Origin of the sequence: Serratia sp. Ag1 (genome assembly GCF_000743355.1) — a bacterium.
In the GTDB taxonomy this organism is placed as follows: Bacteria; Pseudomonadota; Gammaproteobacteria; order Enterobacterales; family Enterobacteriaceae; genus Chania.
The window spans coordinates 13,853-34,569 of record NZ_JQEI01000048.1 but is presented as its reverse complement, the minus strand read 5'-3'; the positions used below and the strand labels follow the sequence as shown (position 1 = coordinate 34,569).

At 51.0% G+C, this 20,717-nt stretch carries 21 protein-coding genes, 1 tRNA gene and 3 pseudogenes; 11 read left to right on the top strand and 14 right to left on the bottom strand.

The genetic code is table 11. The features are described 5' to 3' along the window. Positions 1-132: pseudogene (locus tag IV04_RS26275) on the top strand (IS3 family transposase); the annotation flags it as partial. 7 nt (positions 133-139) lie between these two features. Here IV04_RS26275 and IV04_RS25565 read toward each other — a convergent pair. Further along, positions 140-565: pseudogene (locus IV04_RS25565) on the bottom strand (helix-turn-helix domain-containing protein); the annotation flags it as partial. A gap of 516 nt (positions 566-1,081) precedes the next feature. Here IV04_RS25565 and IV04_RS27050 point away from each other — a divergent pair. After that, on the top strand, positions 1,082-1,204 hold the full coding sequence (locus IV04_RS27050) for a hypothetical protein (RefSeq protein ID WP_255351739.1): 123 nt from the start codon (positions 1,082-1,084) through the stop codon (positions 1,202-1,204). 53 nt (positions 1,205-1,257) lie between these two features. Here the strand turns inward: IV04_RS27050 and IV04_RS27045 are convergent, their stop codons facing one another. Both IV04_RS27045 and IV04_RS26905 read right to left on the bottom strand, forming a co-directional pair. Beyond that, complete coding sequence (locus IV04_RS27045; RefSeq protein WP_255351947.1) at positions 1,258-1,383, bottom strand: hypothetical protein; 126 nt, start codon at positions 1,381-1,383, stop codon at positions 1,258-1,260. 9 nt (positions 1,384-1,392) lie between these two features. Beyond that, positions 1,393-1,596: a contractile injection system protein, VgrG/Pvc8 family gene (locus tag IV04_RS26905; protein ID WP_231566316.1), complete on the bottom strand. Its 204-nt coding sequence runs from the start codon at positions 1,594-1,596 to the stop codon at positions 1,393-1,395. A 52-nt stretch (positions 1,597-1,648) separates the two neighbouring features. On the opposite strand from IV04_RS26905, the pseudogene IV04_RS26270 reads away from it, so the two are divergent. Beyond that, positions 1,649-1,777, top strand: a pseudogene (locus IV04_RS26270) (integrase core domain-containing protein); the annotation flags it as partial. Between the two features lie 129 nt (positions 1,778-1,906). Beyond that, positions 1,907-2,368, top strand: coding sequence for a hypothetical protein (locus IV04_RS22180; RefSeq protein ID WP_037403589.1), 462 nt, complete (start codon positions 1,907-1,909; stop codon positions 2,366-2,368). Positions 2,369-2,682: 314 nt separating this feature from the next. Here the strand turns inward: IV04_RS22180 and arsC are convergent, their stop codons facing one another. From arsC to IV04_RS25555, 3 genes are read right to left on the bottom strand one after another with little or no spacing between them, the layout of a single operon-like run. Next, positions 2,683-3,108, bottom strand: coding sequence for a glutaredoxin-dependent arsenate reductase (gene arsC, locus IV04_RS22175; protein ID WP_037403590.1), 426 nt, complete (start codon positions 3,106-3,108; stop codon positions 2,683-2,685). Positions 3,109-3,120: 12 nt separating this feature from the next. Further along, on the bottom strand, positions 3,121-4,410 hold the full coding sequence (locus tag IV04_RS22170) for an arsenic transporter (protein WP_037403591.1): 1,290 nt from the start codon (positions 4,408-4,410) through the stop codon (positions 3,121-3,123). Positions 4,411-4,454: 44 nt separating this feature from the next. Continuing rightward, positions 4,455-4,775 carry a metalloregulator ArsR/SmtB family transcription factor gene (locus IV04_RS25555; protein WP_072010954.1) on the bottom strand — a complete coding sequence of 107 codons (321 nt, stop codon included), beginning with the start codon at positions 4,773-4,775 and terminating at the stop codon, positions 4,455-4,457. An 87-nt stretch (positions 4,776-4,862) separates the two neighbouring features. Between IV04_RS25555 and arsH the strand changes: the two genes are divergently transcribed. Next, a complete protein-coding gene (gene arsH, locus IV04_RS22165) occupies positions 4,863-5,561 on the top strand; it encodes an arsenical resistance protein ArsH (protein WP_037403592.1) in 699 nt (232 codons plus the stop codon). Positions 5,562-5,759: 198 nt separating this feature from the next. Here the strand turns inward: arsH and IV04_RS22160 are convergent, their stop codons facing one another. From IV04_RS22160 to aspA, 7 genes are all read right to left on the bottom strand, one after another. After that, the gene (locus IV04_RS22160) at positions 5,760-7,019 is read right to left on the bottom strand and encodes an integrase arm-type DNA-binding domain-containing protein (protein WP_037403594.1); all 1,260 of its coding nucleotides are present in this window, start codon (positions 7,017-7,019) and stop codon (positions 5,760-5,762) included. Between the two features lie 197 nt (positions 7,020-7,216). Further along, a tRNA-Phe gene (locus tag IV04_RS22155) sits at positions 7,217-7,292 on the bottom strand. A 141-nt stretch (positions 7,293-7,433) separates the two neighbouring features. Continuing rightward, positions 7,434-8,009, bottom strand: coding sequence for a transcriptional regulator (locus IV04_RS22150; protein WP_037403595.1), 576 nt, complete (start codon positions 8,007-8,009; stop codon positions 7,434-7,436). A 58-nt stretch (positions 8,010-8,067) separates the two neighbouring features. Then, entirely contained in the window at positions 8,068-9,786 is a 1,719-nt protein-coding gene (locus IV04_RS22145; RefSeq protein ID WP_037403596.1) for a protein-disulfide reductase DsbD, read from the bottom strand. Next, positions 9,762-10,085 carry a divalent cation tolerance protein CutA gene (cutA, locus tag IV04_RS22140; RefSeq protein WP_037403597.1) on the bottom strand — a complete coding sequence of 108 codons (324 nt, stop codon included), beginning with the start codon at positions 10,083-10,085 and terminating at the stop codon, positions 9,762-9,764. The genes IV04_RS22145 and cutA overlap by 25 nt, the downstream gene beginning before the upstream one ends. Positions 10,086-10,211: 126 nt before the next feature. Next, positions 10,212-11,513 carry an anaerobic C4-dicarboxylate transporter gene (locus tag IV04_RS22135; RefSeq protein WP_037403598.1) on the bottom strand — a complete coding sequence of 434 codons (1,302 nt, stop codon included), beginning with the start codon at positions 11,511-11,513 and terminating at the stop codon, positions 10,212-10,214. 124 nt (positions 11,514-11,637) lie between these two features. Beyond that, positions 11,638-13,074, bottom strand: a complete 1,437-nt coding sequence (gene aspA / locus IV04_RS22130; RefSeq protein WP_037403599.1) for an aspartate ammonia-lyase — start codon at positions 13,072-13,074, stop codon at positions 11,638-11,640. A gap of 348 nt (positions 13,075-13,422) precedes the next feature. On the opposite strand from aspA, the gene IV04_RS22125 reads away from it, so the two are divergent. The 5 genes from IV04_RS22125 to IV04_RS22105 all read left to right on the top strand — a co-directional run bounded on the left by IV04_RS22125 (position 13,423) and on the right by IV04_RS22105 (position 18,974). Further along, positions 13,423-13,914: an FxsA family protein gene (locus IV04_RS22125; RefSeq protein WP_037403600.1), complete on the top strand. Its 492-nt coding sequence runs from the start codon at positions 13,423-13,425 to the stop codon at positions 13,912-13,914. Between the two features lie 629 nt (positions 13,915-14,543). Continuing rightward, positions 14,544-14,840, top strand: a complete 297-nt coding sequence (locus IV04_RS22120; RefSeq protein WP_037403601.1) for a co-chaperone GroES — start codon at positions 14,544-14,546, stop codon at positions 14,838-14,840. A gap of 44 nt (positions 14,841-14,884) precedes the next feature. After that, entirely contained in the window at positions 14,885-16,528 is a 1,644-nt protein-coding gene (gene groL, locus IV04_RS22115; RefSeq protein ID WP_037403602.1) for a chaperonin GroEL, read from the top strand. A gap of 244 nt (positions 16,529-16,772) precedes the next feature. After that, entirely contained in the window at positions 16,773-18,401 is a 1,629-nt protein-coding gene (locus IV04_RS22110) for a methyl-accepting chemotaxis protein (protein ID WP_072010953.1), read from the top strand. Positions 18,402-18,629: 228 nt separating this feature from the next. Beyond that, positions 18,630-18,974 (top strand): DUF4156 domain-containing protein, encoded by a 345-nt coding sequence (locus IV04_RS22105; protein ID WP_037403603.1) that lies wholly within the window; start codon positions 18,630-18,632, stop codon positions 18,972-18,974. Positions 18,975-19,033: 59 nt separating this feature from the next. Here the strand turns inward: IV04_RS22105 and epmB are convergent, their stop codons facing one another. Further along, a complete protein-coding gene (epmB, locus tag IV04_RS22100; RefSeq protein ID WP_037403604.1) occupies positions 19,034-20,062 on the bottom strand; it encodes an EF-P beta-lysylation protein EpmB in 1,029 nt (342 codons plus the stop codon). A gap of 42 nt (positions 20,063-20,104) precedes the next feature. Between epmB and efp the strand changes: the two genes are divergently transcribed. Next, entirely contained in the window at positions 20,105-20,671 is a 567-nt protein-coding gene (efp, locus tag IV04_RS22095; protein WP_037403605.1) for an elongation factor P, read from the top strand. Positions 20,672-20,717 lie beyond the last annotated feature (46 nt).

Genomic DNA, 20,717 nt, shown 5'->3' with positions numbered 1-20,717 from the left:
AATGCGATTACCCGCTATATCGTAGGGTATTACAGTGAACTGAGACCCCATTGGTACAACGGCGGCTTAACGCCAAATGAATCAGAACGGCTGTTCCATGAACAGTCTAATGCGGTGGCCAATATTAGTTGACCACTACAACCACTCCGGCGGATGGCAGCCAGCGACGCACAGTTCCTGCATGTAACTGACATCCAGTTATTTCATTGATTTTTATTGCCAACAACTCCGTACTCCAGCGTGAACGTTGATAACCAAAATCACCGGGAGTGTGTTTTATCAGTTCACGTAATAAGGTACAGATATGCTCAAAAGGCCAACGCCGAGAGCGTCCTGCGGGTAGGGATTTCAGTCCTTCAGCACCCGACAACGTGAACCAATTAATCCAGCGGCCAACGGATGAACGGGCGCAACAGAGCGTTTTGGCGACATCGCTAACTCGCTCCCCTCGGTGAAGCATCAGCATAGCGATGAGTCTGCGGGCATAATTTTTATCGCGCGTTTTGTGGATAGCTTTTTGCATCAGGCGTCGTTCGTCACGAGATATTGGTGCTATGATCGGCATCGCTCAGTCCGGTGGGTGATTTGTTTTGATTTGGCGATTGATCAGATCGCACAATCCGGGCTGAGTTCCCTTTAAGTGATCTACTATTCCGCGCAACTATTTAGGGGAACACTATTGCACGGTGCCCACAAGGAAAATTGCCGCCACGTTAGGGCGAAGTGTCAGTGCGGTACGCATGGTTGGTCAATCAATTGAGTCGTAAGTGTCCTTGACCAGTAGGCTTTTCGTAATGGTGCGGAGAACTCACATTGACGCAGCTTACCGATTCTGCGTCGCACAGAACCGGTTAATCAATGAAGATATTTTCTGGAAGGGAAGCAGTTCGTGAAGGCGTTCTTCTGGCCAGTCTTTGCCGGGAGTAGTGATGATCATGCCGGGGTAACCGTTCATTAGGGGTGTCTTGACAACTGAATTATTTTTTTATAGATAAATATCCTTTTTTATGGCCATTTTAACCGAAAAATTAGATATTTTAGCTGAAAAATATACGGTTATTTGTCTCAAATAGGGAAGTCAATGGGGGCTGGTGAACGGTTACATGCCGGGGCGCAGCATCATGCTGTTGCATTGGCCTTCAAAGGGGATTTGCTCGGTCAGGTAACGTTCCTGACGGCGTTTTTTGGCATACCACGTGCCTGACTGGGTTCTGTGCTGTATTCCTTGCCTGGCTCGGGATATGATTCACCCCACCGCTAATCTTCGGCAACCAGTGCCAGATAGTCGGGGTTGGTTTCCGTCACCGCCAGCATATCGCTTTGGGCTTTGGGGTAATAATCCTCGTTGACTGTCACCTTTTTCGGAATGGCCTTGCGGATCACCGACATCCCCTACACCGACTCCTGCCCGCCATCAAACAGCCCAGCCGGATGATGGAACGGAATGGCGACTTTTTTCGCAAAGGCGTAGGCATTATCGGTAAACACCATCACATTGCAGTTGTTTTCTTCGTCGTATTCAAAAAAATAGGAGACACCGCTGTCGGCCAGACGGCGAGCGATATGCGCGTACTCGCTCTCTCTATATTGAATCATAAGGGTTTTAAGCGGGTACTGGTCATGCAGTGCGAAGCGTTTCAACCACAAACACCTATTTTCATCGCTGGATGAATTGCAGAACTCTGCCACTCAGTGGCAATAGTTTTATAATCACGAAAGGCCCAATATGGTGTTGAATGGCTACACACCGATACAGCATAGACAACGCATGGCCTGATTCTATTTATTACCTCCGTTAAAAATGGGGGGATTACCGGGTGAGATGGGGGCGGGATGTGTTTAGCGTTGGTATGGGTCGATAGGATACTCTATTTTCGGCCATGATAACTTAATAAGGATAATCATCATGTTAAATCTCCTCATCATTGTATTTACAAAAATCTTGCTACCACTTACTGCTATAGTAATATCTGCATTGGCTTTGTTGCAGAAGTGGACATTCAGGACAGACCGTTTATTTGATAAATACTCAAAATTAAGCAAGTTCACTTTCGAATTATCAAAGCAGACTGAAGATGAAAGGCTTGAGAAAATCTCTAAAGAATATGGATACGCTGCGATTACAAGAGAGAAAAGACTTTCACATGAGGAAAGACGGACTTTATTGAATATGGTGAACCCTATAGACGGTATAGAGGAATATCATAAATGTGCAGATTATCTACAGATCAATATTGTAGGTTGCTGTTTTGTGTGGAAGAGTAAAAGATATGAAAATAAATTTTATAGATCTATTATAATGTTAATTTTTCTCATCATTTATGTAACAGGTGCGGCCATGTTATTCAGTCCAGCCTTCTACCCCTAATTAAAATTACCTCTGTTGGAGATGTATATCATCAATTAGCGCCAGGGAAAAAGATGGGAGTGCTCATCTTTGTGATGATATATGGGGCAATTCTTTCTGTTTTAGGCTTGAATAATCTTGCAAAATTGAGTGGTGCTGAAAGCCTCATAAAAAATTCAATATTGAAGCAGTAAGCTGAGAATGCTGTCCTATCGCTGATGAACCAAGTTGTTTTTTATCATGCTTCTACAGTTGACGGGTTCATTTAACACCACCCGGCAAACCATTCTCAGGGTAAAAGCGGCATTCAGCACCTGAGAATGGGGTTTCACCAATTACCTGAGTTGTTTACCTGACTCATCAGTGACCTTTTCACCGTCTTCTTTCGTAAATGCACTTTTCTGTGGCTCAGGAAGAATATCCAGTACCACTTCAGAAGGTCGGCACAATCGTGTCCCCAGGGGACTCACCACAATAGGACGGTTGATCAATATCGGATGTTGAAGCATAAAGCCGAGCAACTGCTCGTCAGTAAACTTATCGTCGGCAAGGCCCAACTGCTCGTATGGCTCTACGTTCTTACGCAGCAGCGCACGTACTGTTATCCCCATATCAGCAATGAGTTTTACCAGCTCGTCATGTGAGGGCGGAGTCTCAAGATAATGAATAATCGTTGGCTCAGTACCGCTGTTACGGATCATCTCCAGTGTGTTGCGCGATGTGCCACAGGCCGGATTGTGATAGATGGTTATGTTGCTCATATCAGTATCTCATTACAAAGTGACGGACAGCCGCAACGCCAGTGCGGCCAGAGTGACAAACAGCACAGGCAACGTCATGATAATGCCCGTGCGGAAGTAATAACCCCATGTGATGGTCATGTTTTTCTGGGACAGTACATGCAACCACAGCAGGGTTGCCAGACTCCCGATGGGGGTAATTTTGGGGCCCAAATCGCATCCAATAACGTTGGCGTAGATCATCGCTTCTTTGATAATTCCCGATGCCGTGCTTCCTTCAATCGATAATGCGCCAACCAGCACCGTGGGCATGTTGTTCATGACAGATGACAGGAACGCCGTCAGGAAACCAGTACCAAAGGTTGCTGCCCATAATCCCTTTTCAGCCAGCACATTCAGCACCCCGGAGAGATATTCCGTCAGCCCGGCGTTGCGAAGACCGTAAACCACCAGGTACATTCCCAGGGAGAAAATAACGATTTGCCACGGTGCTCCACGTAAGACTTTGCCAGTGTTGATCGTATGACCCATTTTTGCCACAGCAAACAGGATAGCCGCGCCCATGGCAGCAATCGCGCTGATCGGGATCCCTAACGGCTCCAGCACAAAAAATCCGGCAAGCAGAATAACAAGTACAATCCAGCCAGCCCTGAATGTGGCAGGGTCTTTAATCACGCTGGCCGGAGCCTTCAGCAATGCAACGTCATAGGTAGCGGGAATATCCCTGCGGAAAAATAAATGCAACATAGCCAGCGTGGTGACAATAGCGGCAATATCAACCGGGATCATGACCGAGGCGTATTGTGTAAATCCGAGGCTGAAAAAGTCAGCGGAAACGATGTTAACCAGGTTTGAAACGATAAGTGGTAGGCTGGCCGTATCTGCAATAAACCCGGCAGCCATGACGAAAGCCAGCGTGGTGCTTTTGCTGAAACCCAGTGCGAGCAACATGGCAATGACGATCGGCGTGAGAATGAGTGCAGCACCGTCATTGGCAAACAATGCGGCGACGACTGCGCCAAGCAATACTATCCAGGTAAACAGCAGACGCCCACGCCCATTGCCCCATCGTGAGACATGCAATGCAGCCCATTCGAAAAAGCCTGACTCATCGAGCAGAAGGCTGATGATAATCACGGCGATGAATGTCGCGGTCGCGTTCCAGATGATGTTCCAGACAACCGGAATGTCATCAATGTGTATTACGCCACAGACAAGCGCCAGTACTGCACCAATACTGGCACTCCAGCCAATGCTAAGGCCTTTCGGTTGCCAGATGACCAGAATGAGTGTCAGTAAAAAAATAATCCCTGCCAGTAACATCTCAGGCTCCAATATATGATTAAGAGAATGTATATGAAGGTCATCTAACAGGATGACGATACGGAGGCAGACAGCCACTGACGAACATCTTCGCGCATACACTGCCAGGTTATGGCGATATTCTCAGCTGCCCATGCAGGCATATGCGGTGACAGTCTGTAGTGGATCCACTTTCCTTCCCGGCGGTCGAGAACAAGTCCAGATCCCCGAAGGATCGCCATATGGCGCGATATTTTCGGTTGCGATTCGGATGTCGCCCCGCAGATGTCACAGACACACAACTCCCCGGACTCTCTCAGCAGCATAATGATGGCCAGCCGTGTCTCATCCGAAAGAATTTTAAAAAGCTGAACAGGTTGTAGCATTTTGAACCTCAATGCATTTAGATATACACATATGGTAAATCATATGTATTATGTTTTGAATCACGGATTTCAAATGGAGAGAAATAAATGGAACAATTTCCAGCGCTGAATGCTGAGTGTTTCGATAAACAGGTAGGAACACGACTGATGATGCAGGCAGCCCCACGTATTCTGATCCTTTATGGTTCGGTCCGTGAGCGTTCCTACAGTCGCTTAGCTGCGGAAGAAGCGGGTAGGTTGCTGACGGCCATGGGGGCTGAGGTTAAAACCTTTAATCCGTCCGGGCTTCCACTGCCAGACGATGCCCCAGATAGCCACCCCAAAGTTGTCGAGCTGCGTGGGCTGGTCAGATGGTGCGACGGGATGATCTGGAGTTCGCCGGAACGGCATGGCGCGATGAGTTCAGTGATGAAAGCGCAGATTGACTGGATCCCGCTGAGCGAAGGCGCTGTTCGCCCATCTCAGGGAAAAACACTGGCTGTGATGCAGGTCTGTGGCGGATCTCAATCATTTAATGCTGTAAACCAGATGAGGATCCTGGGCCGCTGGATGAGAATGTTCACTATCCCCAATCAATCATCAGTGGCAAAAGCCTGGCAGGAATTCGATGAGAGCGGTCGCATGAAGCCTTCATCCTGGTATGACCGTATTGTCGATGTTACCGAGGAGTTGTTTAAAATAACGTTGTTGCTGAAAGGGCATGCTGATTATCTTGCAGACAGATACAGTGAACGCAAGGAAAGCCATCAGGAACTGTCCGCACGCGTAAATCAGGCCAAAATTTAGGAATCTCGCGATGCTTGAAGTTTCAGAAAGAGGTGAAATATCTAAACGATCAGGCCCCTTAGTAAGGTATAAAAAAGAAAATAGAGAAGTAATACTCAGCCCTTGACGGGCTGAGCATTTATGCCGTTGTGTTCGCACTTTCCAGACTGCCGGTATAATCAGCACACCGCCGTATCATTTCCCTCCGTGGGTCTAGAGTTACCCCTCAGGATGTGCGAATTCGTAGGGTGTCACGTAGCCCTCACGGTTTGCGTCCAGATAATCTGCCCACCACTGCATCATCTGCTTACGTTCATCAAGATGTTCTGCAAGATAAATATACGCTGCGCGGACGTTACTGCGTTCCTGGTGGCTCATCTGACGCTCTACGGCGTCTTTTGACCACAGGCCGGATTCGATCATGGCACTACACGCCATGGTGCGGAAACCATGGCCACAGATATCGGTTCTGGTATCGAATCCCATCTTGCGCAACGCTTTGTTGATGGTGTTCTCGCTCATCGGTTTATACGCATTGTGAGCACCTGTGAAGACAAGATCGAACTCACCACTGATCTCGCGGATTTGCGCCAGTATTTCTACCGCCTGTTTACACAATGGAACCAGATGTGGCGTATACATTTTTGCTCCACGCGTGGAGAATCTGACACCGGCAATTTCTTCGCGTTTCTCTGGGATCGTCCAGAGTGAGCGTTTGAAATCGATTTCAGGCCAGCGGGCAAAACGTAACTCACTGGAACGGATGAAGATGAGCAGGGCCAGTTTAATCGCCAGAATGGTGAGAGGTTGCCCCTGATAGCTGTTAATTTTTTCCAGCAAGTCAGTGACGCTGTTAAAAGGCAGGGCTGGGTGGTGTTCTGTTTTCTGTGAGGAGATGGCCCCTTTCATGTCCAGAGCCGGGTTATAGTTGATATAGGCGTTCTGTACCGCAAAGCGCATGATGTTGGTAATGCGGCTTTGCAGTCGACCCGCGGTATCAATGTTATCCCTGGCCTCCACCACTTTAACCGGTGCCAGCAGATCGCGGGTATTCAGTGTGGTGATGTCAGATTTCCCCAGCGTCGGGAATAAATGGGTTTCTAGAGAGGTGAGAACCCGCCTGGCATGATCTTCATTCCATTTACGATTGCTTTTGTGCCATTCACGGGCCACGGCCTCAAAGGTGCGGATAGTGGTGTGTCCTTTCTTTTCGTCCCGTTTTTCCTGGTTAGGGTCGATACCGTTAGCGAGTTGCCGTTTGGCATCGTCACGGCGAAGTCGTGCTTCCGCTAATGAGATTTCAGGGTAGGGGCCGATAAGATACGTCTGTGGTTTTCCATCAAAGTGATACAGAAAGCGCCACCGTTTTGAACCGGTGTTGAAAACGAAAAGATAGAGTTTGTCGATATCGTAGATTTTGATGAATTTTTTGTCTGCCGGGCATTTTGCATTGCGGACAGCCATATCAGTCAGTGCCATAAAACATGCCTCTTTCACACCTGTTTCGAGGTATCAATTTTATCGAACTCAAGATACCTCGGTCGATACCTCAGAAAAGGTGTTGATGTGGATAGACTCTGGTTGAGTTTGGTAGACTATCAGGAGAGGAAATGATTCGTAAGTCGCGGGATTATAAAACAAAAATGGACGTCAGTTGACGTCCATTGAGAATAGGGTGGTGCCCGGACTCGGAATCGAACCAAGGACACGGGGATTTTCAATCCCCTGCTCTACCGACTGAGCTATCCGGGCAACGGGGCGCATTAAACCGTATTGGCCGGGCGGCGTCAACGGCTTTATGGCAAAAAACGCGAAAACAGCGTCGATCGCTGGCTTTTCAGTCAAGGCGTGTAGAATTCAGCCTTTATGAGTAAGCCCGCCCAGGCCATTTTCTCAACTCAAAGCGCCGTATTTGCGGCACTGGGTGATTTTCAAAATATCCTCTGCCAACTGTTTGGCGACAGAGACATCCTGTAACTGTCGTTTTATCAGCAGCTTGCTCAAGCAGCCTTCTTGTACCAGCTCCATTTGCAGTGCCACGGCATCAGCATCGTCGGCCTCCATTTCGCGCAGCAACTTGCGGGTGAAATCCCATGAAGTCTGTTTCTGTTGTTCAGCCAACTGATGAATCGGATGATCGGCTGCCGGGAAGAAACTGCAGGCAGCAATAAACAGGCAGCCGGGATAGCGTTCATTCTGCACATGCTCGGCCAGCACATCATAACGTGCCAGCAGTTTTTGCTGCGGGCTGCGGCTTTCATCAAGCAGCAACTGGCGGCGCCAGGTATCAATCTGCTGGCCGTGATAACGCAGGCAGTCGTACAGCAGCGCTTCACGATCCGGCCAAAACGGTTTGAGAGCGCTAAGTTGTACGCCTAATTTCTCTGCCAGCATTTCCAGGGTGGTGGTCGCCAGGCCCTGCTTTTCTAACAGCTCCAGGGCTGTATCAAGAACGTGTTCACGTTGCATTTGTGCTCCCTCCCCAAAATGTTCTGAACCTGAATCTCACCGCCGTTTGTGCGAGCAATTACGGCTGGTTTAGTGTTTGCTGCAAATGTGCCTTGAACGCCGATGCATCCATAAACCCGGTCACGCGGGCAGCGGGTAGCTCTGCACCTGCCTGGTTAAAAAACAGGATGGTGGGCAAGCCCAGCACCTGCAGATGCTTGAGTAAGGCGACCTGCTCGGCGTTATTGGCGGTTACATCCGCCTGCAATAACAAAGTATTAGCCAATTGTGCCTGGACTGCCGGATCGCTGAAGGTATATTTTTCAAATTCTTTGCAGGCAATACACCAATCAGCATACAGATCCAGCATAACGGTTTTCCCCTGAGCCTGCTGCAGTGCCAGATTAAGCTGCTCTACATTATTGATGCGGGTAAAGTTCAGGTGCGGCTGGTTGGCCTGCTGTGTTACGGCTGATGCGCCAAATGCCCAGTCCTGTAATGGACGGGCAGCGATCGTCAGCGCGGCTAGTAGCACTAGCTGCATGAGGCGTACCCAACCTTGTGAGGATTTCAGGCTTAACACAAAGGCCCAGCCAAAGAAGGCCACGCCAAGCAGGCTCCATAACCGCAAACCCCAGGTACCACCGATCACCCGCTCAAGCAGAAATACTGGCAAGGCCAGGATCACAAAGCCAAAAGCCTCTTTGACGTATTGCATCCATGGGCCACTGCGTGGCAACAGGCGGTTACCGAACAGTGTCACCAGCACCAGTGGGATGCCCATGCCTAAGGCATACAGGTACAAAGTGCCACCACCGGCCCACATATTGCCGCTTTGGGCGATATACAGCAGGATGGCGCTGAGCGGAGCGGTGGTGCAGGGGGAGCAGATCAGCCCTGCCAGTGCGCCCATGGCGAATACGCCCGTCAGCGATCCACCTTGCCGGGTATTGCTCCAGTTTGCCAACCGTGTTTGCAGCGAAGAAGGCAGTTGCAGTGAATAACAGCCAAACATAGAGAAAGCCAGGGCGACAAACAGCAGTGCCAGGCCAATCAGCACGTAAGGGTGTTGCAGCGCGGCCTGAAACTGCAACCCGGCGGCGGCAACCACCAGGCCGAGCAAGGTATACGTCAGCGCCATCCCCTGTACATACACCATTGCCAACACCAGAATGCGCCCGCTGCTATGTGGCCGTTCAAGGCCAAGAATAATGCCGGAGATCAGCGGATACATGGGTAATACGCAAGGAGTAAAAGCGATACCGATACCGAGTAGTAACGCCCACAGCGGTGAAAACGGTAGGCTGGCAGGTTCGACAGTGGCCGGTATTGCGGGGACAGGAGCCGGGCTGGCGGCAGCCACTGCGTTTAGCGGGATCACGCGGGTTTCTGGTGGATAACAGAAACCGGCTTCGGCACAGCCCTGATATGTCACGCTCAGGCTGCCAGCGGCGTCAGCCTGCAACAACGGGACATTCAGCGTAAGTTGCTGTTTGAAAATCGCGGTCTCGCCAAAGAACTCGTCTTTGTGGCTCAGTCCTGCGGGCAGTTCGAATTTGCCGAGCGTTGCTTGCTGCGGGATCAGTTTGATTTGCTGCCGATACAGGTAGTATCCCGGCTGGATCTGCCAGTTCAGGTTCAACTGGCTGCCCTGTTGTTTAAAATCAAAGGCGAATGCCTGATCGACAGGCAGGAATTGATTGCCGCTACGTTGGCCGAACAGCGAAGCCTGAACGGCTTGTGGTAGTAAGAACAGGCCGCAGAGCAGCAATATCAGTTTAATGAGGCGTTGATCCATGACAGGTAGTCTTTATCTCCAGCCATCACCGGCAGCACTAACAGTTCGGGGATTTGATACGGGTGATGTTGTTTCAGGTAGGTAAGTAGGGCTTGCTGATGTTGGCGGTCACTTTTGAACAGCATCTGCACTTCATATTCCTGTTCCAGTTTCCCTTCCCAGTAATACAGTGAGGATGCGCCTGGCAGCAACGTAGCACAGGCTGCCAGTTTCTCCCCCAGAACGCGTGCCGCCAGATCTTGCGCGGTCGCTTCATCGGGTGTGGTACAGAGTATGACGATAGCTTCGCAATCAGACATCTTCGGCCCCTTTCAACCAGATTATCGGCAGGGCACTATACCCCGAAGCCAGATTGGCTTGAAGGTGAATTTACCCCTGATGGGGAAATGAGGCCGGAAAAGCGGGGCCGCAGCCCCGCGTGAGAATTACAGAACGACGCTGCCGATCAGGAAACCGAACACGACCGCGAACACCACGCCCAACGTGCCGGGAATGAAGAACGGGTGGTTAAACACAAAGCGCCCGATGCGCGTCGTGCCAGTGTCATCCATTTGTACTGCCGCGACCAGCGTGGGGTAGGTTGGCAGGATGAATAGGCCGGAAACGGCGGCGAAGGAGGCAATGGCGGTCAGCGGAGTGACGTTCAGCGCCAGTGCCATCGGCATCAGCGCCTTGGCGGTAGCGGCCTGCGAGTACAACAGTGCCGAGCAGAAGAAGAAGATCACCGCCAGCAACCAAGGGTGTGATTGGATCACGGTACCTGCCGTTCCTTTGATCCAGTCGAGGTTGGCTTGCACAAAGGTATCACCCAGCCAGGCAACACCCAGGATACAGATACAGGCGCTCATCCCGGCTTTAAAGGTACTGGAGTTCAGCACCATATCAGTATCAACATGGCACAGAATGGTGGTCAGGGTGGCCACGCTCAGCATGATGATCAGGATAGCGTTGGTGGTGTTCATTAACGGTGTCGCCACCAGCCCCATGCTTGGGCTGTTGATGATGGCGTAAGCCACTACGCACAGAACGCCAGCCAGGAACAACAGGACCGACATTTTGGCCCGTGGTTTGATCTCCATCACCCGATCACCACGTAAGGTCACCAGACCTTCCTCGAAACGTTTCAGATACACAGGGTCATTAGACAGCTTGGAATCAAACAGTAGGGTGACCAACAGTGACATCAGTAACACCGCCAGGAAGGTGGAAGGAATGACCACCATCAGCATGTGCAGGTAGCTTACGCCGTGGCCTTCCATCACTGACGACATGTAGACCACTGCGGCGGAGATTGGCGAAGCGGTAATGGCGATCTGTGCAGAAACCACGGCGGTGGAGAGTGGGCGGCAAGGTTTGATGCCCTGTTCTTTAGCCACTTCAGCAATCACTGGCAGCGCAGAGAGGGAGATATTACCGGTACCGGCAAAGATGGTCAGAAAATAAGTGACGATCGGTGCCAGAATGGTGATGTATTTGGGATTCTTGCGCAGCAGTTTTTCGGTTTGCTGCACCAGATAATCCATCCCGCCAGCAACCTGCATCGCGGCGATAGCGGCGATCACCGCCATAATGATAGAGATAACATCGAAAGGAATGCTACCAGGTTTGACGCCAATTATCGCCAGCACCAGCACCCCAAGGCCCCCTGCAAAACCTATCCCGATGCCGCCTAATCTGGCACCTAGGAAGATGGCCAGCAGAACGATCACTAACTCCACGACTAACATAGTGTTTACCCCTTAAAAATGAAGATCTATGAAAACTAAAAGTTAATAAGTTGTGGACGCCAGAAAGTAAAAAGGCACGCTATCCATGGGATGAGCGTGCCTTTCAGGCTACCGGATATGTCTATTATTGTTCATTTTCATCGGTATAACGTTTCGCTTTATAGGCCGGATGCATCAGGTTCTCGACAGAGAAAATGTCATCCAGTTCAGCTTCGGTCAGTAGCCCACGTTCTAGCACCACTTCACGCACACTCTTGCCGGTTTCAGCACAAATCTTGCCAACAATGTCACCATTATGGTGGCCAATGAATGGGTTCAGATAAGTGACGATACCGATAGAGTTGAACACGTAGTGTTCGCACACTTCTTTATTGGCGGTGATGCCGTTGACGCATTTCTCCAGCAGGTTGTAACAGGCGTTGGTCAGAATGTGGATTGACTCAAACATTGCCTGGCCAATGACGGGTTCCATCACGTTCAACTGCAATTGGCCTGCTTCGGCAGCCATGGTAACGCAAGTATCGTTGCCGATCACCTTAAAGCAAACCTGGTTAACCACTTCTGGGATAACGGGGTTCACTTTGGCTGGCATGATGGAGGAACCAGCCTGCAGTTCTGGCAGATTGATTTCATTCAGGCCAGCACGCGGGCCGGAAGAGAGCAGGCGCAGGTCGTTACAGATTTTAGACAGCTTCACCGCCAGGCGTTTCAGTGCACTATGCACCATCACGTAAGCACCGCAGTCGGAGGTGGCTTCGATCAGGTCTTCGGCAGGAACCACTGGCAGGTTACTGACTTCCGCCAGCTTCTGTACCGCCAATTGTTGGTAGCCTTCCGGGGTGTTCAGCGCAGTACCGATCGCAGTGGCACCCAGGTTGACTTCCAGCAGCAATTCCGCCGTGCGGTGCAGGTTACGGGTTTCTTCATTCAGCAATACGCTGAAGGCGCGGAATTCCTGGCCCAGCGTCATTGGCACGGCATCTTGCAACTGGGTGCGGCCCATTTTCAGGATAGTTTCGAACTCTTTGGATTTACAGTCAAAACCTTCGCGCAGTTGGTTGATCGCATCGATCAGCTTCTGGTTGGAGGCATAGACCGCGATGCGAAAACCGGTAGGATAGGCATCGTTGGTAGACTGGCATTTATTAAGGTGATCGTTCGGGTTCAGGTATTGATATTCACCCTTCTGGTGGCCCATCAGTTCCAAACCGATGTTAGCCAGCACTTCGTTGGTGTTCATGTTCAGTGAGGTGCCAGCACCCCCTTGGAACACATCCACCGGGAATTGGTCCATGCATTTGCCTTTATCCAGCACTTCGTCACAGGCCTGGATAATTGTGTCGGCGATTTTACGTGGAATGGTTTTCAGCTCTTTGTTGGCCATGGCCGCTGCTTTTTTTACCATTACCATGCCACGGACAAATTCAGGAACGTCGCTGATTTTACTGTTGCTGATATAGAAGTTTTCAATCGCACGCAGAGTATGAATACCATAGTAGGCTTCTGCAGGTACTTCACGTGTTCCTAACAGGTCTTCTTCGATACGAATGTTGTTTGACATGAGAACCTTCTCTATGTTGCTGCCGAATTAATTATATGCTTGATAACGAAATTATGTTGCCGAGAGCGTCAAGTGCGGAAGTATTGACCGCATCGATTGTTGCCACCCAGATCATATGCTGCTTTGTAATAAATGAATGAACGCAGATCACTATCTGGTGTTTCAAAAAACCATAGCTTTTGTGTTCTGTGAACTGTTTCACGTTTAGTGACTTTAGTAATAAAAAATTTGGCAGGTTGAAATAACCCTAAGAAGCCCTCATTCTACAGGGGATAGCCCGTTATAGGCTCCATTTTCCGCGTATGCACCGCCGGGTGGGTATGCCAACTCTACTGATAGGAGAACCCGGTGCGCTGGTTACCTTTATTGTTGATCTTTCTACTGGCTTACATAGAGATATCTCTATTTATCAAAGTGGCTGCCGTGCTTGGCGTGGCGGTGACCCTGTTGCTGGTGGTGTTTACCTCTTGTGTTGGTGTGTCGCTGGTGCGTAATCAGGGCATGAAAACCTTTATGCAACTGCAGCAGAAGCTGGCGGCAGGCGAAAGCCCGGCGGCAGAGATGGTGAAAAGCGTGTCTCTGGTGTTGGCAGGGTTCCTGTTGTTGGTGCCGGGGTTTTTCACCGACTTCCTGGGTTTGCTGTTGCTGCTACCGCCAGTGCAGAAATCCCTGACGTTGAAGCTGATGCCACATCTTTCGGTTTATCGCCCCGCAAGATGGAGCCAGGGCGGCGATGCTGCCAATGGCAATACCTTCGACGGTGAGTTTCAGCGCAAGGACGACGAGCGCCACACGCTGGATCATCAACCGGACGACCGCGATAAACCCAACGATCACTGATGGGATCCCCAACGCGGCCACCTTGGCCGCGTTTTGTTGTATTCAGAAAACCCCCAGCTAGGCTGGGGGTTCCGTAAAGCTTCCAGCTTTGAGTCGGCTCTTTTAATGGCCAGTAACGCTTGTGGTCAGGTAGCAACAAAGCACCTCTGGAGATAGATAAGCCGCTAATAGTTGATGAGAAAGGCTTAGCGCATACCCGATGAATGAGAGAAGTACCAACACGTTACTTATTCAGTGTCTTGGGGGGTAAGTACAAAGGAAACTGTCATATGCGCTAAGGAAGATATGTGTATAGAAAGATGTGATGGTAACTACAGTCGCCCTTACATTGATGTAGCCCGTTTACGGGCAGTAAGTAACAGAAGTAATGCAAATGTGAGGTAGTCATGCGCCTGTTAGGGCGCGGCAGGTAAGAGAGCCTTACAGGCGCATATGAAAAACCTCCGGCTATGCCGGAGGATATTTATTTAACTGCGTCACTACTATTTCTATTAAAACGAAAATTTTTTTGATCTCACCCCTTGAAGAGGGATGGAACGCCCCCATTTCAAATCCCACGGAGCCGGTGGCAGTCTAATCCGGTGAACAACCCTAAATCTGATAGAGACCTTCTTACAGGAGAGCGTTCAATGAGTATTCGTCCATTGCATGACCGCGTTATCGTCAAGCGTAAAGAAGTTGAATCAAAATCTGCTGGCGGCATCGTTCTGACGGGCTCTGCAGCGGGTAAATCCACTCGTGGTGAAGTTGTAGCTGTTGGTAAAGGACGTGTTCTGGAAAACGGCAGCGTTCAACCGTTGGATGTCAAAGTCGGTGATATCGTAATTTTCAACGACGGTTACGGCGTGAAAGCAGAGAAGATCGACAATGAAGAAGTGTTGATCATGTCTGAAAGCGACATTCTGGCAATTGTGGAAGCGAAATAACGCTTTATATCTTTCTGAACTGAACGAGTTGAAGGGAAATACCAATGGCAGCTAAAGACGTAAAATTTGGCAATGATGCTCGCGTGAAGATGCTCCGCGGTGTGAATGTTCTTGCTGATGCGGTAAAAGTAACTCTGGGCCCGAAAGGCCGTAACGTAGTGCTGGATAAATCTTTCGGCGCTCCTTCCATCACCAAAGATGGCGTATCTGTTGCCCGTGAAATCGAACTGGAAGACAAGTTCGAGAACATGGGTGCACAAATGGTGAAAGAAGTTGCCTCTAAAGCGAACGACGCTGCAGGCGATGGCACCACCACTGCAACCGTATTGGCACAATCCATCATCACCGAAGGCCTGAAAGCAGTGGCTGCCGGTATGAACCCGATGGATCTGAAGCGCGGTATCGATAAAGCCGTTATCGCCGCAGTAGAAGAACTGAAAAAACTGTCTGTACCTTGCTCTGATTCCAAAGCTATTGCTCAGGTAGGCACCATCTCTGCAAACTCCGACGAAACCGTGGGTAAACTGATTGCAGAAGCGATGGAGAAAGTGGGCAAAGAAGGCGTTATCACCGTTGAAGAAGGCACTGGCCTGCAAGACGAGCTGGACGTAGTTGAAGGTATGCAGTTTGACCGTGGCTACCTGTCTCCTTACTTCATCAACAAGCCGGAAACCGGTTCTATCGAACTGGAAAGCCCGTTCATCCTGCTGGCTGACAAGAAAGTATCCAACATCCGTGAAATGCTGCCAGTGCTGGAAGCCGTTGCTAAAGCCGGTAAACCACTGCTGATCATCGCTGAAGATGTTGAAGGCGAAGCGCTGGCGACTCTGGTGGTTAACACCATGCGCGGCATCGTGAAAGTGGCTGCAGTTAAAGCACCTGGTTTCGGCGATCGTCGTAAAGCCATGCTGCAGGATATTGCTACCCTGACTGCCGGTACTGTGATCTCTGAAGAGATCGGTCTGGAACTGGAAAAAGCCACTCTGGAAGATTTGGGCCAGGCAAAACGCGTTGTGATCAACAAAGACACCACCATCATCATTGATGGCGTGGGTGACGAGAAGACCATTCAGGGCCGTGTGACTCAGATTCGCCAGCAAATCGAAGAAGCGACTTCTGATTACGACCGTGAAAAACTGCAGGAGCGCGTAGCTAAACTGGCTGGCGGCGTTGCCGTTATCAAAGTTGGCGCAGCCACTGAAGTTGAAATGAAAGAGAAGAAAGCTCGCGTTGAAGATGCCCTGCACGCAACCCGTGCTGCGGTTGAAGAAGGCGTGGTTGCCGGTGGTGGCGTAGCACTGATCCGCGTAGCGGGTAAGATTGCTAACCTGAAAGGCGACAACGAAGACCAGAACGTGGGGATCAAAGTTGCTCTGCGCGCAATGGAATCACCACTGCGTCAGATCGTGATCAACGCTGGTGAAGAAGCTTCGGTTATCGCTAACAACGTGAAAGCGGGCGATGCCAACTACGGTTACAACGCCTACTCTGAAGAATACGGCGACATGATCGCGATGGGTATCCTGGATCCAACCAAAGTGACCCGTTCTGCTCTGCAGTACGCGGCCTCTGTGGCTGGCCTGATGATCACCACCGAGTGCATGGTGACCGATCTGCCGAAAGAAGATAAAGCTGACATGGGCGCTGCAGGTATGGGCGGCATGGGTGGCATGGGCGGTATGATGTAATCCTCCCCCACACTTTTGTGTGTTGAAAACCCCGGCCAGAAATGGCCGGGGTTTTTTTATCCCCTAAATCCCCCAACTAACCCCCATTTAGTCAGTGAGGAAAGCCAACGCACATGCAACTTGAAGTATGACGGGTAGAGTTTATTTTCTGTTCGGCATAAACCCTGGCTCCCCCAGACCGATATTAACCAATACCGATAAAAGGGCGGTTGCTTTGTGCGCTCGATATTAATGGAGAGGATGAATGCTGAAAAATATGAAAATAGCCACTTGGTTGATACTGATCCTGGCGCTCTTGGGGTTGATGCCGATGGGGACCAGTACCATCGCTTTCTACTTTATCAACCAGAATGGTCAACATATCCGCACCATGGGAACGTTGTCAGAAGAAGAGGCGGCCCTCAACCGGAGCTGGCAGGCTTTGCTACAGACGCAGACGCTGATCGACAATCTGGCATTCGAACTGATGGTGAATGCTGGGCAGGCTGAGATCCAACAGGGGTTGACGGAGGCGCGTGACGAGTTGCGCACAGCCGATCGCGCCTTCGATTTGTACTGGGCGATTCCCGGGTTAACCTTGAGCAACCCAGAACTGGGTGAGGCGATGAAGAAGGCCTATCTGGGGCAGCAAACCATGTTAAAGCGGGAGATTGCACTGCTCGAGACAACTCCGGTAGCCGCGTTGTTGGGGGAGTTACACCAGCTAGCTGCAGAGAAACGCCAGGCACGGCAAAATCTGGACAGCCAGTTTGCCGACTACATGGCAGCTACCCAAGCCAATCATCGCGCCGCATTGAGCAGTGCGCAGCAGAGCCAGAAATTGTTTATCCGTTTACTGGCCGGGACGTTGGTGGCGATTAGCGTGTTATTCCTGTGGGTCCATCGCGGTTTTCGCCAGCGCTTGGTGCAACCGCTCCAACAGATATCCGAGCATCTGCAAAAGATCGGCAGTGGCGATCTGCGTGAGGTGATCGAAGTAAAGAATACCAATGAAATCGGGCAACTGTTTGCCAGCCTGCAGAGAATGCAGCACGAACTGACGGAAACGGTCCAACAGGTGCGTGATGGTGTTGAGTCGATCAATCTGGGTACGCAAGAGATCGCAGCGGGCAATACCGATCTCTCCAGCCGCACTGAAGAGCAGGCCAGCGCTTTAACCGAAACCGCCGCCAGCATGGAGCAGATCACCGCTACGGTGCAACAGAATGCCGATAACGCTCATCAGGCTTCTGGCATGATCAACCAGACTGCCAATATTGCCCGTGCAGGAGGCGAGATCATGGGCAACGTGGTCAACAAGATGCACGTGATCAGCAATAGCGCGCAGAAAGTGGGTGACATCATTAATGTGATCGACAGTATCGCTTTTCAGACCAATATTCTGGCGTTGAATGCGGCGGTCGAAGCCGCGCGGGCCGGTGAACAGGGGCGGGGTTTTGCCGTGGTGGCGGGGGAAGTGCGCAATCTGGCACAGCGCTGTGCGCTGTCGGCGAAGGAGATCAGCACGCTGGTGACGGGCGTTTCCAATGACGTTGCCGAAGGCGTGCAACTGGTCGAGAAAGCAGGCAATACCATGGCAGACATTGTCAGCTCAGTGGATAAGGCCACGGTCATCATGGAAAACATCACCTATGCTTCTGAAGAACAAAGCAAAGGGGTAGTGCAGGTGGGCGTTGCCATTACCCAGATGGATCAGGTGACGCAGCAGAATGCGGCGCTGGTGGAACAGGTGGCGACAACGGCGGCCAATGTGGAAGAGCAGGCGGTAGTGCTGGCGCAGGCGGTCGCGGTATTCCAACTGTTGGAGACTCGTTTGCCCTTATCCCCGCCACGCGTAACCGGCAAAGAGGCATTGGCAGCCGAGTGGGTCTAACGTTTTATTCGCTATCAGGCACTGATTTTGCGAGCACTGCCGCACTGTATTGGATGATATTTTTGCAAGCTGGGCTGATTTAGCGTGTAAACTGGGTTCTCATCGGCTGTCGCTTAAGATGTTGATCAGGCTCGAGTGGCAACGGATGTTTAAAGAATATACCCATAGTCGGGTATAACCATCCTCTGATAAGCTTTTGTTCATTATCAACATCATATGGGGAACAAGATGCGGATTAAAGCCTTACTGGGTCTATCAGCGGCATTGCTGCTGGCAGGTTGCAGCAGCTCCAATCAACTGACCGCAGCAGGTCAGCAAATCAAATTCACCGACACCAAACCACCAGCAGAATGCCAGTTAGTCGGCGAAGTGACGGGCTCGCAGAGCAACTGGCTCTCGGGGTCTGGGGGGGATAGCAGCGCTATGCGTGGTGCTGCGAACGATCTGCGCAACAAAGCTGCGGAGATGGGGGGCAACGTGATTTACGGTGCGAGCAGCCCAAGTCAGAGTCTGCTGTCGAGCTTTGCGCCGCTTGATAGCAAAATGTTCGGGCAGGTTTATAAGTGCCCATAATGGGCGCTTGGCACGGCATATAAAAAAATAGAGGAGTGCTCAGGCATTCCTCTTTTTGATCATATCTGCTTCAGCTGCAGATCCAACGGTGTTTTGCTGGATTCCCCGCCAATCTCGCGCGTTAACCTTGGCACCAGATAACCGGAAAGCATGCTCAACAGCTCTTTCATAATCACGCGGGCTTCATCGTCGCTGACCATAAAGTGGGCCGCGCCCTGAACTCGGTCCAGCACGTGAATATAGTAGGGCAGGATCCCGGCATCAAACAGCGCATTGCTCAGCGCAGCCAGCGTATCTGCCCGGTCATTAATGCCGCGCAGTAGCACGCTCTGATTCAGTAGCGTAACGCCAGCACTGCGCAGTTGTGCCATACTTACGCGCAGTTCTTGGTCGATTTCGTTGGCGTGGTTGATGTGCGTTACCATCAGCACTTGCAGACGCGTTGCCGACAGCCGCTGGCACAGCTCGGCAGTGATGCGGGCGGGGATCACCACAGGCAGGCGCGTATGGATCCGCAGGCGTTTCAGGTGCGGGATGGCCTCCAGTTCACCGATCAACCAGTCCAGTTCGTGATCTTTAGCCATCAACGGATCGCCGCCGGAGAAAATGATTTCATCCAGCTCCGGGTGCTGGCGGATATACTCCAGCGCCTGGCGCCAGTTCGCCTTGTTGCCCTGGTTATCCTGATAAGGGAAATGGCGGCGGAAACAGTAACGGCAATTGACCGCACAACCCCCTTTCACCAACAGCAGGGCGCGGTTGCGATACTTATGCAGCAGGCCCGGCACTACGCTGCGCTGTTCATCCAGCGGATCGGTGGTGAATCCCGGGGCCGTGATAAACTCTTCGCGGGCGGTTAACACCTGCAGCAACAGCGGATCATTGGCATCGCCGGGCTGCATGCGTGCGGCGAAGGCACGCGGCACCCGTAGGGCAAACAGGCGGCGGGCATCGCGCCCCTGCAAGAGTTCCGGGTGCGTATTCAGTGATAAAAGATGCAGTAATTCATCGGGATCGGTAATAACATCGGCGAGTTGATGCAACCAATCTTCTCTATCCGCAGTGTTTTGGGTTACAATGTGTGCCATTTTTTTGGCTAAGCTACCAGTTTAAATATTCAGAGGGCCATTATGGCGACTTATTCTAGCAACGATTTCCGTCCGGGTCTTAAAATCATGTTCGAGGGCGAACCTTACGCCGTCGAATCCAGCGAGTTCGTTAAACCGGGTAAAGGTCAGGCTTTTGCTCGTGTGAAAATGCGTCGCCTGCTGACTGGCACCCGCGTTGAGAAGACCTTTAAATCGACGGATTCCTGTGAAGGCGCAGACGTTGTAGATACCAACATGAACTATCTGTACAACGACGGTGAGTTCTTCCACTTCATGCATCCTGAGACTTTTGAACAGCATCAGGTTGAAGAAAAAACCGTATCTGATGTGGCAAAATGGCTGCAGGATAATGCGGAATGTATCGTTACCCTGTGGGATGGTCGCCCGATCGCGGTTCAGCCACCAAACTTCATCGAAGCGGAAATTACTGATACCGATCCAGGTCTGAAAGGCGATACCGCAGGTACTGGCGGCAAGCCAGCAACCCTGAGCACTGGTGCCGTGGTTAAAGTGCCATTGTTCGTGCAGATTGGCGAAGTGATCAAAGTTGACACCCGCTCTGGCGAATATGTTTCTCGCGTAAAATAATTTCTGTTTAGAGAAGCCACGGTCTGCGTGGCTTCTCTGCTTTCTT

Coding starts and splice junctions, on each gene's coding strand:
- IV04_RS27050 (WP_255351739.1), top strand. CDS start 1,082: ATGGGGGCTGGTGAACGGTTACATGCCGGGGCGCAGCATCATGCTGTT.
- IV04_RS26905 (WP_231566316.1), bottom strand. CDS start 1,596: ATGATTCAATATAGAGAGAGCGAGTACGCGCATATCGCTCGCCGTCTG.
- IV04_RS22180 (WP_037403589.1), top strand. CDS start 1,907: ATGTTAAATCTCCTCATCATTGTATTTACAAAAATCTTGCTACCACTT.
- arsC (WP_037403590.1), bottom strand. CDS start 3,108: ATGAGCAACATAACCATCTATCACAATCCGGCCTGTGGCACATCGCGC.
- IV04_RS22170 (WP_037403591.1), bottom strand. CDS start 4,410: ATGTTACTGGCAGGGATTATTTTTTTACTGACACTCATTCTGGTCATC.
- IV04_RS25555 (WP_072010954.1), bottom strand. CDS start 4,775: ATGCTACAACCTGTTCAGCTTTTTAAAATTCTTTCGGATGAGACACGG.
- arsH (WP_037403592.1), top strand. CDS start 4,863: ATGGAACAATTTCCAGCGCTGAATGCTGAGTGTTTCGATAAACAGGTA.
- IV04_RS22160 (WP_037403594.1), bottom strand. CDS start 7,019: ATGGCACTGACTGATATGGCTGTCCGCAATGCAAAATGCCCGGCAGAC.
- IV04_RS22150 (WP_037403595.1), bottom strand. CDS start 8,009: ATGCAACGTGAACACGTTCTTGATACAGCCCTGGAGCTGTTAGAAAAG.
- IV04_RS22145 (WP_037403596.1), bottom strand. CDS start 9,786: ATGGATCAACGCCTCATTAAACTGATATTGCTGCTCTGCGGCCTGTTC.
- cutA (WP_037403597.1), bottom strand. CDS start 10,085: ATGTCTGATTGCGAAGCTATCGTCATACTCTGTACCACACCCGATGAA.
- IV04_RS22135 (WP_037403598.1), bottom strand. CDS start 11,513: ATGTTAGTCGTGGAGTTAGTGATCGTTCTGCTGGCCATCTTCCTAGGT.
- aspA (WP_037403599.1), bottom strand. CDS start 13,074: ATGTCAAACAACATTCGTATCGAAGAAGACCTGTTAGGAACACGTGAA.
- IV04_RS22120 (WP_037403601.1), top strand. CDS start 14,544: ATGAGTATTCGTCCATTGCATGACCGCGTTATCGTCAAGCGTAAAGAA.
- groL (WP_037403602.1), top strand. CDS start 14,885: ATGGCAGCTAAAGACGTAAAATTTGGCAATGATGCTCGCGTGAAGATG.
- IV04_RS22110 (WP_072010953.1), top strand. CDS start 16,773: ATGCTGAAAAATATGAAAATAGCCACTTGGTTGATACTGATCCTGGCG.
- IV04_RS22105 (WP_037403603.1), top strand. CDS start 18,630: ATGCGGATTAAAGCCTTACTGGGTCTATCAGCGGCATTGCTGCTGGCA.
- epmB (WP_037403604.1), bottom strand. CDS start 20,062: ATGGCACACATTGTAACCCAAAACACTGCGGATAGAGAAGATTGGTTG.
- efp (WP_037403605.1), top strand. CDS start 20,105: ATGGCGACTTATTCTAGCAACGATTTCCGTCCGGGTCTTAAAATCATG.